Below are 13,310 nucleotides of genomic sequence, written 5' to 3' on the forward strand. Positions count from 1 at the left end.
GGAGTCCGACCCCGGGGGGCCGCGAGGAGGTGGCACGTCCATGGGCGCCGACCGCAGCGACCCCCGGCCGCAGCAGCAGTCGCAGCAGCAGTCGCACAAGCAGGAGAAGAAGAAGCTGAGCCGCAGCTTCGGGCTGCTGGCCCTGCTCGGGGTGGTCCTCGTACTGGCCGGGCTGGTGGGCCTGGTCTATACGGGCGTGGCCACCCTGACCTCGATGTTCCTCTTCGGCTGGCTGCTGCTCATCGGCGGCGCGGTCGGCCTCGCGCAGGCCGTGCAGTCGCGCGGGAGCAACTACTTCTGGCTGGCCGTCATCGTCGCCGCGGTCAACCTGGCCGCGGGTTTCGTGATCCTGCGGCGCCCCGAGGCGAGCGCCGAGGCCCTGACCATGTTCGCGGCCCTGCTGTTCCTCACCGGCGGGGTGTTCCGCCTCGCGGGCGCCCTGGTGGTGCGCGGCGCCAACTTCGGGATCTCGCTGGTCCAGGGCGCCTTCGGCCTCCTGCTGGGCATCCTGATCCTCTCCAGCTGGCCCGGCAGCAGCCTGTACGTGATCGGAACCTTCTTCTCGCTCGCCCTGCTGTTCGACGGGCTCAGCCTGGTGGCCCTGGGCATGGGTGCCCGGCGGATCCTCGGGCTGGTCAGGGAGGATGACGGGGCGGCCGGTCCGGACGCGGCGGACGGGGCGGACGGGGCGCCGACGGCGGCCGAGAAGAGGACCGCACCGGATCAGGAACAGACCAACAACTGACTCTGTCATACGCCAGTGGTCAGAAAGCGTCCGATTGACGCTGACTTCTGGTCAGCGGCGCGGTCCGGACCAGGCTGTTCCCCACTCTTGAAACGTGGAGACGATCGAGCGCGAAGACGGGGGCCGGAAGATGAACGACAGCGGGAGCGTCCCGCCAGCCAGGGGAGGTGAGGTGCCGGCTCCGGCCGACCCCCTCGCTTACGAGGGCGTGTGGCGCTTCACCGCGCCCGCGGTAGAAGAATCCGTTCCGCAGGCCCGCCGCGCGGTCCGCGACCTGCTCGGCCGCCAGGGGGTGCCGGCCCAGCAGGACCTGGTGTACTCCCTGCTGCTGATCGTCTCCGAACTGGTGACGAACTCGGTCCGGCACGCGGCGCTGCTCTCCCCGGAGGTGGCCGTCGAGGTGGCGGTGGGCCGGCAGTGGGTACGGGTGGCCGTCGAGGACAACCACCCGTACCGGCCCAAGGCCCTGGAGGCCGACTTCGGCCAGACCGGCGGCCGGGGCCTGCTGCTGGTCCGGGAGATCACCCTGGAGGCCGGCGGGGTGTGCGACGTCGAGCACACCTCGACGGGCGGCAAGGTGATCTGGGCGGCGCTCCCGCTCACCGCCCCGGCCCCGGCCCCGTCCCCGAGGGGCTGAAGCACCCGCCGCCCGTGACCACCCGCCCGCACCTGAACGGCGTACCGGCTACCAGCCGGCCGCGTCGCCGGTCAGCTCGCGGATCGCGGGCCGGGCCGCGTCCAGCACCGTCATGAACCAGGCGGAGAACGGCACCTCCGCGTGCCGCTTCGCCAGTTCCTCGGGCGTGACGTAGGCGGTGTCGCCGACCTCCTCCGGATCCGGCTTCAGCGCGGTCTGGGCCAGTCCCACGAACAGGTGGTTGTACTCCTGCTCCACCAGCCCGGACGCGGGGTCCGGGTGGTTGTAGCGGACCGTCCCCGCCTCCGCGAGCAGCGAGGGCGAGAGCCCGAGCTCCTCATGGGTGCGCCGGGCCGCCGCCGCGAACGGCGACTCCCCGGGGTAGGGGTGACCGCAACAGGTGTTCGACCAGACGCCGGGGGAGTGGTACTTCCCGAGAGCGCGCTGCTGGATCAGCAGCCGGCCCTGCTCGTCGAAGAGGAACACCGAGAACGCCCGGTGCAACAGGCCGGGCGCCTGATGTGCGGAGAGCTTCTCCGCCGTGCCGATGGTGTTGCCGGACTCGTCGACCAGTTCGAGCATGATCGATTCTTGAGCTCCGGTGCCGGCGGACGCGCTGCTGGTGGCGTCGGTGGCTGGTGTGGTCGGCATACCCATCCTTCGCTTCGGACTTCGGCCTTCAGTCTGCCGTACAAAAGAGGCTTGTCCCCACTTCGGTCATCCGCGCATGTCCGCCCCCCGCCGCGTGATAAGCCGGGTGATAAGCCGGGTAAAAACGGCGAGGGGCGGATGTTCAGCTACGGCATCAGATCCCGAAGGGGACCGAATACCTGATCGTGCCCGCCGGCACCGGAAGGGAACCGTCCAGCACCAGGGCCATCATCGCCTCGTCGGGCACCTCGAAGGGCGCCCGGATCCCGAAGCGCGAAGCGGGCACGAACCCGAAGCGCGGGTAGTAGGCGGGATGCCCCAGGACCAGCACCAACGCCTCCCCCCGCTCCCGCGCCGCCGCGAGCAGCGCCCGTACGACGGCACTGCCGGCGCCCGAGCGCTGCACCGCCGGAGCGGCGGCCACCGGCGCGAGGGCCAGCGCGGGTACGCCGTCCACCTCGCACCGGGTCAGCAGGGCGTGCGCGGCCACCGACCCGTCCGGGCCCTCGGCCACGTACGAGAGCCCCGGCAGCCAGGACCCGTCGGCGCGCAGGGCGTCCACGAGATCAGCCTCCAGCGGGGTCTCGAAGGCCGCCAGGTTGACGGCCCGCACGGCCGTCGCGTCGGCCGCCGTCTCCGGCCGTGCCCGCCAGGGGCCCCCGTCCCCGGCGGTCACCGGGGCCAGCACGAAGCCCGTGTACCCGTACTCGTGCCCGTGCCGCTCCCGTACGGCGAGCTCCTCGCGTACGGAGGCCAGCGCGGCCGCCTCCGACGCGGTGGCGGCCGACGCCGCCCGGACCCGCTCGCCGAGCGGACCGTAGTACTCGGCCCAGTCGGAGTCGGGCTGGAGCCGGGTACCCAGCACCCGGTACCCGGCGGCCTGGACGGCCGCGAGGTTGCGGGCGGTGGAGCGCAGCGGGTACTGCGGGTCCCAGAAGGCCCGCGCCCCGGCCGAGGGTTCCTCGGCCGTCCACTCGCACTCGCTCAGCACGAGCCGGCCGCCGGGCGCCAGCAGGCGCTTCCACTCGGTGAGCGCCCGGTCGAAACCGATGACATAAGCAGAACCCTCCGCCCACACGAGGTCGAAGGAGCCGTCCGCGAACTCCTCGGACGGGAGCGCGCCGATGTCCGCGCGCACGGCACGGACCCGGCCGCTCAGCCCGCGGGCTCCGGCGGCCGTGCGCAGCTCGTCGAGGAAGGGCTCGTAGAGGTCGACGGCGGTCACCTCGGCGAGGCCCGCCCCGCCCGCCTCGGCGCCGAGCAGCAGGGCGCTGCGGCCCGGACCGCAGCCCAGGTCGAGGACGCGCGGCCGCTCGGGCAGCGGTCCGCACAGGGAGAGCAGGTGTCGGGTGGAGGCGTCGGAACCGGGGGACTGCCGGGGCAGGCCGCGGTGCAGCTCCATGAAGGCGGCGACGAAGCCCTCGGAGGCACTGATGGAAACGGAGGAAGTGGTGTTGTCGGTCAACGTGAACCCTTGAACGGGGGCTCCGGCCGACGAGGCCTTACCGGTGTGGGATCAGGCCCGGCCGGACGCCCGGAAGGAAACGGGGATGTACCGGAGTTCGCTGCGCATGGCCGCGACCACTGCGACGGTCATCAACCCACCTCTTTCTCGTTCCGGGGCCGTTTCGGCTCTCCAGCGCGCCAGGTGATTCCCGTGCGCGCGGCGTCCACCCTAACATCCAGGCGCAAACAGGCCTGAATCGGCCTGAACAGCTGATGAATGCGGGCTTCCATTCATCCGATAGCCTCTGCCGACAGCCCTGCCGACGTGCTGCCGCCGCCCCCACCGGGCGCCCGCCCGTCGGGAACGTCCGTCGCAAGGAGTGAGTTCGTCTGTCGACCGTCATCCTCACCGGCCCGCCGGTACCCGGATCACCTCTCGAGGACGAGCTCCGGTCGCTCGGGTTCGACGTCCGCCCGGTCACCGGTCCCGAAGGCACCGTCACGGCGCTGGCCGGCGTACCGGCCGACGAGCGGGTCGCCGTCGTCGACAGCGCCTTCGTCGGGCACCCGCACGCGCTGCGCCTGGCGCTGACCGACCCGCGCTTCGACGCCTGCGCCGTGACCGGCGCCCTCGCCGTCCAGGCCGGGGCCCGCGCCGCCCTCGACCGGGCCGCGGCCCTCGCCCCGGAGGGCACCGGCCCGTACGCGGACCGGCTCGCCGCCGCCGTGGAGGCCGCCGGGACCACCGTCCAGCGGCCCGACCTGGGCTCCCTGGTCGCCGCCGTACCGGCGGGCGGGGCGGAGCGGGCCGAGGCCGTCGCCGCCGTCGCCGCCGTGGACGACGAGGCCGTGCGCCTGCGGACCGCGGTGAAGTCCCGGGACGGCTTCTTCACCACCTTCTTCATCAGCCCGTACTCGCGCTACATCGCCCGCTGGTGCGCGCGCCGCGGCCTGACCCCGAACCAGGTCACCACCGCCTCCCTGCTCACCGCCCTGATCGCGGCCGGCTGCGCCGCCACGGGCGAGCGCTGGGGCTACGTCACGGCCGGCGTGCTCCTCCTCGTCTCCTTCGTCCTGGACTGCACCGACGGGCAGCTCGCCCGCTACTCGCTCCAGTACTCGACGATGGGCGCCTGGCTGGACGCGACCTTCGACCGGGCGAAGGAGTACTCCTTCTACGCGGGCCTCGCGCTCGGCGCGGCCAGGAACGGCGACGACGTATGGGCCCTCGCGCTCGGCGCGATGATCCTGATGACCTGCCGGCACGTGGTGGACTTCTCGTTCAACGAGGCCAACCACGACGCCACCGCCGCCGGCAAGTCCGTCACCGGGAGTCCGACGGCCGCCCTGTCCGACAAGCTCGACAGCGTCGGCTGGACGGTCTGGGTCCGCCGGATGATCATCCTGCCGATCGGCGAGCGCTGGGCCATGATCGCGGTCCTGACCGCCGTGACCAGCCCGCGGACCGTCTTCTACGCCCTGCTCGCCGGCTGCGCCTTCGGCGCCCTCTACACCACCGCCGGCCGGGTCCTGCGCTCCGTGACCCGCAAGGCGACCCGTACCGACCGGGCCGCCCGGGCCCTGGCGGACCTCACGGACACGGGGCCGCTCGCCTCGGTGCTGAACCGGGGGCACGTCCGGCGGCGGCCCTCCGGGGTCTCGCTCGGGATGGCGCTGGTCGGATCGGTGCTGATGGCCGGCGCGGCCGCGAACAACGGGTTCGGCGTCGGCTGGCTGATCGCGACCGCGCTGCTCTACGTCATCGCCGCGGCGGAGGCCGTCTCCCACGCCCTCAAGGGCCCCCTCGACTGGCTGATCCCGCCGCTCTTCCGGTTCGCCGAATATGTGACGATCCTCGCCCTCGCCGCCAAGGCGGACGTCCCCGGGGCGCTTCCGGCGGCATTCGGACTGGTCGCGGCGGTCGCCTACCATCACTACGACACCGTCTACCGCATCCGCGGTGGTTCGGGCGCCCCGCCGCGGTGGCTGGTGTGGACGCTCGGCGGTCACGAGGGCCGGGTCCTGCTGACCGTGGTCCTGGCCACCGTGCTCGCCCGTGACGTGTTCCCCGTCGCGCTCACGGCCATGGCCGTGTTCGTGGCACTCGTGGTGCTCGTGGAGAGCATCCGTTTCTGGGTCTCCTCCGGGGCACCCGCCGTACATGACGAAGGAGAACCAGCATGATCGGCCTTGTCCTCGCTGCCGGTGCCGGACGCCGCCTGCGTCCCTACACCGACACCCTGCCCAAGGCCCTCGTGCCCGTCGGTCCCGAGGGCCGGGAGGACAGCCTCACCGTCCTCGACCTGACCCTGGGCAACTTCGCCGAGGTCGGCCTCACCGAGGTCGCGATCGTCGTCGGCTACCGCAAGGAAGCCGTCTACGAGCGCCGGGAGGCCCTGGAGGCCAAGTACGGCGTCAAGATCACGCTGATCGACAACGACAAGGCCGAGGAGTGGAACAACGCCTACTCCCTGTGGTGCGCGCGTGACGTCCTCAAGCAGGGTGTGATCCTCGCCAACGGCGACACCGTCCACCCGGTCTCCGTCGAGAAGACCCTCCTCGCCGCCCGCGGCAACGGCCAGAAGATCATCCTCGCCCTCGACACGGTCAAGCACCTGGCCGACGAGGAGATGAAGGTCATCACGGCTGACGGCCAGGGAGTCCGGAAGATCACCAAGCTGATGGACCCGGCCACCGCGACCGGCGAGTACATCGGTGTCACCCTCATCGAGCCCGAGGCCGCCGAGCAGCTCGCCGAGGCTCTGAAGACCACCTTCGAGCGCGACCCCGACCTCTACTACGAGGACGGCTACCAGCAGCTCGTCGACGACGGCTTCACCATCGACGTCGCCCCCATCGGCGACGTCAAGTGGGTCGAGATCGACAACCACGACGACCTCGCCAAGGGCCGGACGATCGCATGCCAGTACTGACGCGGCTGATCCCCTCGCCGGTCGTCGTCGACATCAGCTGCGGGGCGATGGACAAGCTGGAGGGCATTCTCGCCGACCAGCGGATCTCCGCGTCCGGCCGGCTCGCGATCGCGATCAGCGGGGGCTCCGGACAGGCGCTGCGCGCCCGTCTGGAGCCGGCCCTGCCGCACGCCGACTGGTACCCGGTCGTCGACGGCACCATCGACTCGGCGGTCAAGCTGGCCGACGACATAAAGGGCCGCCGCTACGACGCCGTCGTGGGGCTGGGCGGCGGGAAGATCATCGACGTGGCGAAGTACGCCGCGGCGCGGGTCGGCCTGCCCATGGTGGCCATCGCCACCAACCTCTCCCACGACGGCATCTGCTCCCCGGTGTCCATCCTGGACAACGACAACGGCCGTGGCTCCTACGGCGTCCCCACGCCGATCGCCATGGTGATCGACCTCGACGTGATCCGCGAGGCGCCCACCCGCTTCATCCGCGCCGGCATCGGCGACGTGATCTCCAACATCTCGGCCATCGCCGACTGGGAGCTCTCGCACCGCGTCACCGGCGAGTCCGTGGACGGCCTGGCCGCCGCCATGGCCCGTACCGCAGGCGAGTCCGTACTGCGCCACCCCGGCGGATGCGGCGACGACGAGTTCCTCACCGTGCTCTCCGAGGCCCTCGTGCTCTCCGGCATCGCCATGTCGATCAGCGGGGACAGCCGGCCCTCCTCCGGGGCCTGCCACGAGATCAGCCACGCCTTCGACCTGCTCTACCCGGGGCGCTCCGCGCTCCACGGCGAGCAGGTCGGCATCGGCGCCGCCTTCGCCATGCACCTGCGCGGGGCCGCCGAGCAGTCCGGCCTGTTCACGGAGGTCCTGCGCCGCCACGGCCTGCCCGTACTGCCCGAGGAGATCGGGTTCAGCGTGGACGAGTTCGTCACCGCGGTCGAGTACGCCCCCCAGACCCGCCCGGGACGCTTCACGATCCTGGAGCACCTCAACCTGCCCGCAGCCGAGATCAGGGACGCTTACGCCGACTATGCCCAGACCATCCGTAGCTGAACTCCGGCCCGTCGTTCACCCGCCGGGCGTCAAGGACCGGCGCAGTGGCGAGCACTGGGGCGGCCGCCTGTACATGCGCGAGATCTCGCTGCGCATCACCCGGCTCCTGGTCACCACCAAGGTCACGCCCAACCAGCTGACCTACGTGATGACCCTCGCCGGCGTCCTCGCCGCTCCGGCCCTGCTGGTGCCCGGGGTGCTCGGCGCCGTCCTCGGCGTGGTCGCGGTCCAGCTCTACCTGCTGCTCGACTGCGTCGACGGCGAGGTCGCGCGCTGGAAGAAGCAGTTCTCCCTGTCCGGGGTCTACCTGGACCGGGTCGGCGCCTACCTGTGCGACGCGGCCGTCCTGGTCGGATTCGGCCTGCGCGCCGCCGACCTGTGGGGCAGCGGGCGCGTCGACTGGCTGTGGGCCTTCCTCGGCACCCTCGCCGCCCTCGGCGCGATCCTGATCAAGGCCGAGACCGACCTGGTCGGCGTTGCCCGCCACCAGGCCGGGAAGCCGGTGGTCAAGGACGCGGCGGCCGAGCCGCGCTCGTCCGGCATGGCGCTGGCCCGCCGGGCCGCCGCCGCGCTCAAGTTCCACCGCCTGGTCCTCGGCATCGAGGCCTCCCTGCTGATCCTGGTCCTGGCCATCGCCGACCAGGTCCGGGGCGACCTGTACTTCTCCCGGCTGGGCGTCGCCGTGCTCGCCGGCATCGCCCTGCTGCAGACCGTGCTGCACCTGGTGTCGATCCTGGCCTCCAGCAGGCTCAAGTGACGGGCCCGATGCGGCTGGGCGCCGTGATCATCACCATGGGCAACCGCCCCGACGAGCTGAAGGCGCTCCTCGACTCGGTGGCCCGGCAGGAGGGCGATCCCGTCGAGGTGGTCGTCGTCGGCCAGGGCGTGAAGGTCACCGGGCTCCCGGAGGGCGTGCGCACCGTCGAGCTGCCCGAGAACCTGGGCATCCCGGGCGGGCGCAACGTCGGCATCGAGGCCTTCGGCCCCGGCGGCGGCGAGGTGGACGCCCTGCTCTTCCTCGACGACGACGGGCTGCTGGAGCGCACCGACACCGCCGAGCTGTGCCGGCAGGCCTTCGCCGAGGACCCGGAGCTGGGCATCGTCAGCTTCCGGATCGCCGACCCGCAGACCGGCGAGACCCAGCGCCGCCACGTGCCCCGGCTGCGCGCCTCGGACCCGATGCGCTCCTCCCGCGTGACCACCTTCCTGGGCGGCGCCAACGCCGTCCGCACGAAGGTGTTCGAGCAGGTCGGAACGCTGCCCGGGGAGTTCTTCTACGCCCACGAGGAGACCGACCTGGCCTGGCGGGCGCTCGACGCCGGGTGGCTGATCGACTACCGGGCGGACATGGTGCTGCTGCACCCGACGACCGCTCCCTCCCGCCACGCGGTGTACCACCGTATGGTGGCCCGTAACCGGGTGTGGCTCGCCCGCCGCAACCTGCCCGCCCCGCTGGTCCCGGTCTACCTGGGCGTCTGGCTCGCGCTGACGCTCGTACGCAGGCCCTCGGTGCCGGCGCTCAAGGCCTGGTTCGGCGGGTTCAAGGAGGGCTGGACCACCCCCTGCGGCCCCCGGCGCCCGATGAGGTGGCGTACGGTCTGGCGGCTGACGCGGCTGGGCCGACCGCCCGTCATCTGACAAGCTCGCGTCTGGGACCATGAACCCCATCAAGGGTCCGGCGCTCCAGCCCCGAAAAGTCCCTCCTGCCGCATCTTGAAGACGGAAAGTTTCAACTTGTGAGTGACACAACCCACGACGGCGCCCTCGCCACGAGCAAGCCGCCGTCCGACGACGCGGGGCTCAGCCCCGCGGAGCTCGCCAGGAAGTACGGCCTGTCCGTCAGCGGCGCGCGGCCCAGCCTCGGCGGATACGTGCGGCAGCTCTGGGGGCGGCGCCACTTCATCATGGCCTTCTCCCGGGCCAAGCTGGTGGCGCAGTACAGCCAGGCCAAGCTCGGCCAGATCTGGCAGGTGGCGACCCCCCTGCTCAACGCTCTGGTCTACTACCTGATCTTCGGCCTGATCCTGAACGCGGGCCGGGGCATGGAGAAGGGGGTGTACATCCCCTTCCTGGTGATGGGTATCTTCGTCTTCACCTTCACCCAGAACTCGCTGATGGCGGGCGTCCGGGCGATCCCCACCAACCTCGGGCTGGTCCGCGCGCTGCACTTCCCGCGCGCCTCGCTGCCGATCTCCTTCTCGATGCAGCAGCTCCAGCAGCTGATGTACTCGATGATCGTCGTGCTCGTCGTCGCCGTCGCCTTCGGGAACTACCCGCGGCTGTCGTGGCTGCTGGTGATCCCGGCGCTGGTCCTGCAGTTCGTCTTCAACACCGGCCTCGCCCTGGTCTTCGCGCGGATGGGGTCCAAGACCCCCGACCTCGCGCAGCTGATGCCCTTCCTCACGCGCACGTGGATGTACGCCTCGGGCGTCATGTTCTCGATCAGTGAGATGCTGAAGGACAAGCCGGCGTGGATCGCGGACGTGCTCCAGTGGAACCCCGCCGCGATCTACATGGACCTGGTCCGCTTCGCCCTGATCGACGGCTACGGCCGGGAGAACCTCCCGCCGCACGTCTGGGCCTTCGCGACCGGCTGGGCCGTCCTGATCGGCCTCGGCGGCTTCGTGTACTTCTGGAAGGCTGAGGAGCGTTACGGCCGTGGCTGACAACACCCAGGGGCGCGTCCCCACCGTGATCGCGGACGAGGTGCACATCGTGTACCGCGTCAACACCGGCAGCTCCGGCAAGGGCAGTGCCACCGCCGCGCTGAGCAAGATACTCCGCAGGGGCAAGGGCGACGCCCCGGGCGTCCGCCGGGTCCACGCCGTACGGGGCGTCTCCTTCACGGCGTACCGCGGCGAGGCCATCGGCCTCATCGGCTCCAACGGCTCCGGCAAGTCGACCCTGCTGCGCGCCATCGCGGGCCTGCTGCCCTGCGAGTCCGGCAAGGTCTACACCGACGGCCAGCCCTCGCTGCTGGGCGTCAACGCCGCACTGATGAACGACCTCACCGGCGAGCGCAACGTCGTCCTGGGCGGTCTCGCGATGGGCATGACCCGCGAGCAGATCAAGGAGCGCTACCAGGACATCGTCGACTTCTCGGGGATCAACGAGAAGGGCGACTTCATCTCCCTGCCGATGCGCACCTACTCCTCCGGCATGGCCGCGCGCCTGCGCTTCTCGATCGCCGCCGCCAAGGACCACGACGTCCTGATGATCGACGAGGCGCTCGCCACCGGTGACCGCAGCTTCCAGGTGCGTTCCGAGAACCGCATCCGCGAGCTGCGGGAGAAGGCCGGCACGGTCTTCCTGGTGAGCCACAACAACAAGTCCATCCGCGACACCTGCGACCGGGTGCTGTGGCTGGAAAAGGGCGAACTCCTGATGGACGGGCCCACCGAGGAAGTGGTCTCGGCGTACGAGAAGGCCAGCGGCCACTGACCCGCTGGTCCCCCGCCGCTCCCGGCCCCGCAGGCCCCTGCCGCTCCCCGCGGCGGGGGCCTCGGCATGGGCGGCCGACATTCCGGGGCGCGGGGGCACCCGATAGGCCCCCGTGGCGTTGTACAGCGTAAGCTGGACCAGTTCTCAATCGCGCCAAGAGGGGACGATTCCCCGCAGCCGGATCTCCGGGGATACCCCCGGGTAAGGTCCGGCGGCGTGTCCGAAATGGGATGACTTGGGTCGGCAGTGTAGAACGGGAGACGTGACGGCAATGGCTACGGGAATTCTCCGGCCCCCAGGCACAGTGGCCGTCCCCGCCCCGGGCGGCGGGCGGTGACCCCCGGGCACGGCATCCGTCCCGCCCCGGGCCCGGCCCCCGAAGGCACCTCCGACCTGCTCCACGCGCGGGCCACCCTCGGCAAGGCCGCGGCGGAGAACTTCCCCGTCGCCCCCGCCTTCCTCCCGCGCGCCTGGCGCGAGGGCCTCATGGCCGTCTACGGCTACGCCCGCCTGGTCGACGACATCGGCGACGGCGACCTCGCCCCCGGTGGCCGCGACGCCGTCCTCCTCGGCCTCGACCCGGCCGCCGTCGACGACCCGCTCGCCATGCTCGACGCCTTCGAGGCCGACCTGCTGCGCGTCTTCGGCGGCTCCGACGGCCCCCCGTGCCACCCCCTGCTGCTGGCCCTGCGCCCCGTCGTACGCGACCACGGCCTCAGCCCCGAGCCCTTCCTCGGGCTCATCGAGGCCAACCGCCAGGACCAGCGGGTCACGCGCTACGAGACGTACGGGGAGCTCCTCGACTACTGCGAGCTCTCCGCCAACACCGTCGGCCGCCTCGTGCTCTCCCTCACCGGCACCAGCACCCCCGAGCGGATCCGCCGCTCCGACGCGATCTGCACCGCCCTGCAGATCGCCGAGCACCTCCAGGACGTCACCGAGGACCTCGGCCGCGACCGGATCTACCTCCCGGCCGAGGACATGCGCCGCTTCCACGTCGCCGAGGCCGATCTCAAGGCCCCGTCCGCCGGAGCGTCCGTACGCGCCCTGATCGCCTTCGAGGCCGACCGCACGCGCGGGCTCCTGAATGAAGGAACCCCGCTCGTGGGTAGCGTCCACGGCAGGCTGCGGCTGTTGCTCGCGGGATTCGTGGGAGGGGGGCGAGCCGCCCTGCGAGCGATCTCGGCCGCCGGCTTCGACGTGCTGCCCGGCCCGCCCAAGCCCACCCGGAGCCTCCTGCTCCGCGAGGTGGCCGCCGTCCTGCGCACAGCGCCGAGAAAGGGGTGAGCCCGAACGTGGAGGGCCCCACACACGCGTCAGCACCGTCCGGCCAGGTCCTCGCGGCCTACAGCTACTGCGAGGCCGTCACCGGCACCCAGGCGCGCAACTTCGCCTACGGCATCCGGCTGCTGCCCACCGACAAGCGGCAGGCGATGTCCGCGCTGTACGCCTTCTCGCGGCGCGTCGACGACATCGGCGACGGCACCCTCGCGCCCGGGGCCAAACTGGCCCGGCTGGAGGAGACCCGCGCCCTGCTCGGCCGGATCCGGGCCGGGGAGATCGAGGAGGACGACACCGACCCGGTCGCCGTCGCCCTCGCCCACGCCTCGCGCCGCTTCCCGATCCCGCTCGGCGGCCTCGACGAACTCATCGACGGCGTCCTGATGGACGTGCGCGGCGAGGAGTACGAGACCTGGGACGACCTCAAGGCCTACTGCCGCTGCGTGGCCGGCGCCATCGGGCGGCTCTCGCTCGGCGTGTTCGGCACGGTGGGCCCGGCGGACCGCGCCGACGAGTACGCCGACACCCTGGGCCTGGCCCTGCAACTCACCAACATCCTGCGCGACGTCCGCGAGGACGCCGGCAACGGGCGCACCTACCTGCCCGCCGAGGACCTCGCCAAGTTCGGCTGCTCCGAAGGCTTCCAGGGCGACCGGGCCCCCGCCGGCGCCGACTTCGCCGGGCTCGTGCACCACGAAGTCCGGCGCGCGCGGGCCCTGTTCGTCGAGGGCTACCGGCTGCTGCCGATGCTCGACCGGCGCAGCGGCGCCTGCGTGGCCGCCATGGCCGGCATCTACCGGCGCCTCCTGGACCGCATCGAGCGCGAACCCGAGGCGGTGCTGCGCGGGCGCGTCTCGCTGCCGACGCACGAGAAGGCGTACGTGGCCGTGCGCGGCCTGTCCGGCCTCGACGCCCGCACCGTCTCCCGCCGCAGCACCCGGAGGCGGCCCTGATGCGCCCCACGGCGCCCCCCGCCCCGGCCGGGCCGCACCGCCCGGCCGCCGGCCGGCAGCCCGCCGCCGGGCCCGGCGGCGCGTCCCCGGACGGGTGCGTCGGCGGCATCCCCGGCCGGGCGCGCTTCGCCCCGGCGGGGCACCGCCGGGTGGCTTCCCGCTCCGGCCGGTCCG

14 protein-coding genes are annotated in these 13,310 nt (G+C 72.1%); 11 read left to right on the top strand and 3 right to left on the bottom strand.

The window, feature by feature from the left end; all coding sequences use genetic code 11:
- Nucleotides 1-40 precede the first annotated feature (40 nt).
- Both OOK34_RS33770 and OOK34_RS33775 read left to right on the top strand, forming a co-directional pair.
- The gene (locus OOK34_RS33770; protein WP_267037984.1) at nt 41-745 is read left to right on the top strand and encodes an HdeD family acid-resistance protein; all 705 of its coding nucleotides are present in this window, start codon (nt 41-43) and stop codon (nt 743-745) included.
- Between the two features lie 94 nt (nt 746-839).
- A complete protein-coding gene (locus tag OOK34_RS33775) occupies nt 840-1,382 on the top strand; it encodes an ATP-binding protein (RefSeq protein ID WP_267037985.1) in 543 nt (180 codons plus the stop codon).
- A gap of 48 nt (nt 1,383-1,430) precedes the next feature.
- On the opposite strand, the gene idi is transcribed toward OOK34_RS33775, so the two are convergent.
- The 3 genes from idi to OOK34_RS33790 all read right to left on the bottom strand — a co-directional run bounded on the left by idi (nt 1,431) and on the right by OOK34_RS33790 (nt 4,052).
- Nucleotides 1,431-2,033: an isopentenyl-diphosphate Delta-isomerase gene (gene idi, locus OOK34_RS33780; RefSeq protein WP_267037986.1), complete on the bottom strand. Its 603-nt coding sequence runs from the start codon at nt 2,031-2,033 to the stop codon at nt 1,431-1,433.
- Between the two features lie 154 nt (nt 2,034-2,187).
- Complete coding sequence (locus OOK34_RS33785; RefSeq protein WP_267038226.1) at nt 2,188-3,435, bottom strand: bifunctional class I SAM-dependent methyltransferase/N-acetyltransferase; 1,248 nt, start codon at nt 3,433-3,435, stop codon at nt 2,188-2,190.
- Nucleotides 3,436-3,908: 473 nt separating this feature from the next.
- Nucleotides 3,909-4,052, bottom strand: coding sequence for a hypothetical protein (locus tag OOK34_RS33790; RefSeq protein WP_267037987.1), 144 nt, complete (start codon nt 4,050-4,052; stop codon nt 3,909-3,911).
- Between the two features lie 45 nt (nt 4,053-4,097).
- On the opposite strand from OOK34_RS33790, the gene OOK34_RS33795 reads away from it, so the two are divergent.
- From OOK34_RS33795 to hpnD, 9 genes are all read left to right on the top strand, one after another.
- Complete coding sequence (locus OOK34_RS33795) at nt 4,098-5,663, top strand: DUF5941 domain-containing protein (RefSeq protein ID WP_267037988.1); 1,566 nt, start codon at nt 4,098-4,100, stop codon at nt 5,661-5,663.
- A complete protein-coding gene (locus OOK34_RS33800; protein WP_267037989.1) occupies nt 5,660-6,412 on the top strand; it encodes a phosphocholine cytidylyltransferase family protein in 753 nt (250 codons plus the stop codon). Before OOK34_RS33795 ends, OOK34_RS33800 begins: the two co-directional genes overlap by 4 nt.
- Nucleotides 6,400-7,461 (top strand): iron-containing alcohol dehydrogenase family protein, encoded by a 1,062-nt coding sequence (locus tag OOK34_RS33805; protein WP_267037990.1) that lies wholly within the window; start codon nt 6,400-6,402, stop codon nt 7,459-7,461. The genes OOK34_RS33800 and OOK34_RS33805 overlap by 13 nt, the downstream gene beginning before the upstream one ends.
- Nucleotides 7,439-8,218 carry a CDP-alcohol phosphatidyltransferase family protein gene (locus tag OOK34_RS33810; protein ID WP_267037991.1) on the top strand — a complete coding sequence of 260 codons (780 nt, stop codon included), beginning with the start codon at nt 7,439-7,441 and terminating at the stop codon, nt 8,216-8,218. Before OOK34_RS33805 ends, OOK34_RS33810 begins: the two co-directional genes overlap by 23 nt.
- An 8-nt stretch (nt 8,219-8,226) precedes the next feature.
- Nucleotides 8,227-9,099, top strand: coding sequence for a glycosyltransferase family 2 protein (locus tag OOK34_RS33815; RefSeq protein ID WP_267038227.1), 873 nt, complete (start codon nt 8,227-8,229; stop codon nt 9,097-9,099).
- 98 nt (nt 9,100-9,197) lie between these two features.
- Entirely contained in the window at nt 9,198-10,127 is a 930-nt protein-coding gene (locus OOK34_RS33820) for an ABC transporter permease (protein ID WP_267037992.1), read from the top strand.
- On the top strand, nt 10,120-10,902 hold the full coding sequence (locus tag OOK34_RS33825; RefSeq protein ID WP_267037993.1) for an ABC transporter ATP-binding protein: 783 nt from the start codon (nt 10,120-10,122) through the stop codon (nt 10,900-10,902). Before OOK34_RS33820 ends, OOK34_RS33825 begins: the two co-directional genes overlap by 8 nt.
- A 393-nt stretch (nt 10,903-11,295) precedes the next feature.
- A complete protein-coding gene (gene hpnC, locus OOK34_RS33830; RefSeq protein WP_267038228.1) occupies nt 11,296-12,189 on the top strand; it encodes a squalene synthase HpnC in 894 nt (297 codons plus the stop codon).
- Between the two features lie 8 nt (nt 12,190-12,197).
- Nucleotides 12,198-13,136, top strand: coding sequence for a presqualene diphosphate synthase HpnD (gene hpnD, locus OOK34_RS33835; protein ID WP_267037994.1), 939 nt, complete (start codon nt 12,198-12,200; stop codon nt 13,134-13,136).
- The last annotated feature ends 174 nt before the right edge of the window (nt 13,137-13,310 follow it).

This window comes from Streptomyces sp. NBC_00091 (assembly GCF_026343185.1).
In the GTDB taxonomy this organism is placed as follows: Bacteria; Actinomycetota; Actinomycetes; order Streptomycetales; family Streptomycetaceae; genus Streptomyces.

Excerpts from the sequence above, each read along its gene's own strand:
- OOK34_RS33805 (WP_267037990.1), top strand. The coding sequence starts at position 6,400 with ATGCCAGTACTGACGCGGCTGATCCCCTCGCCGGTCGTCGTCGACATC.
- OOK34_RS33815 (WP_267038227.1), top strand. The coding sequence starts at position 8,227 with ATGCGGCTGGGCGCCGTGATCATCACCATGGGCAACCGCCCCGACGAG.
- OOK34_RS33810 (WP_267037991.1), top strand. The coding sequence starts at position 7,439 with ATGCCCAGACCATCCGTAGCTGAACTCCGGCCCGTCGTTCACCCGCCG.
- idi (WP_267037986.1), bottom strand. The coding sequence starts at position 2,033 with ATGCCGACCACACCAGCCACCGACGCCACCAGCAGCGCGTCCGCCGGC.
- OOK34_RS33785 (WP_267038226.1), bottom strand. The coding sequence starts at position 3,435 with ATGGAGCTGCACCGCGGCCTGCCCCGGCAGTCCCCCGGTTCCGACGCC.
- OOK34_RS33800 (WP_267037989.1), top strand. The coding sequence starts at position 5,660 with ATGATCGGCCTTGTCCTCGCTGCCGGTGCCGGACGCCGCCTGCGTCCC.
- OOK34_RS33770 (WP_267037984.1), top strand. The coding sequence starts at position 41 with ATGGGCGCCGACCGCAGCGACCCCCGGCCGCAGCAGCAGTCGCAGCAG.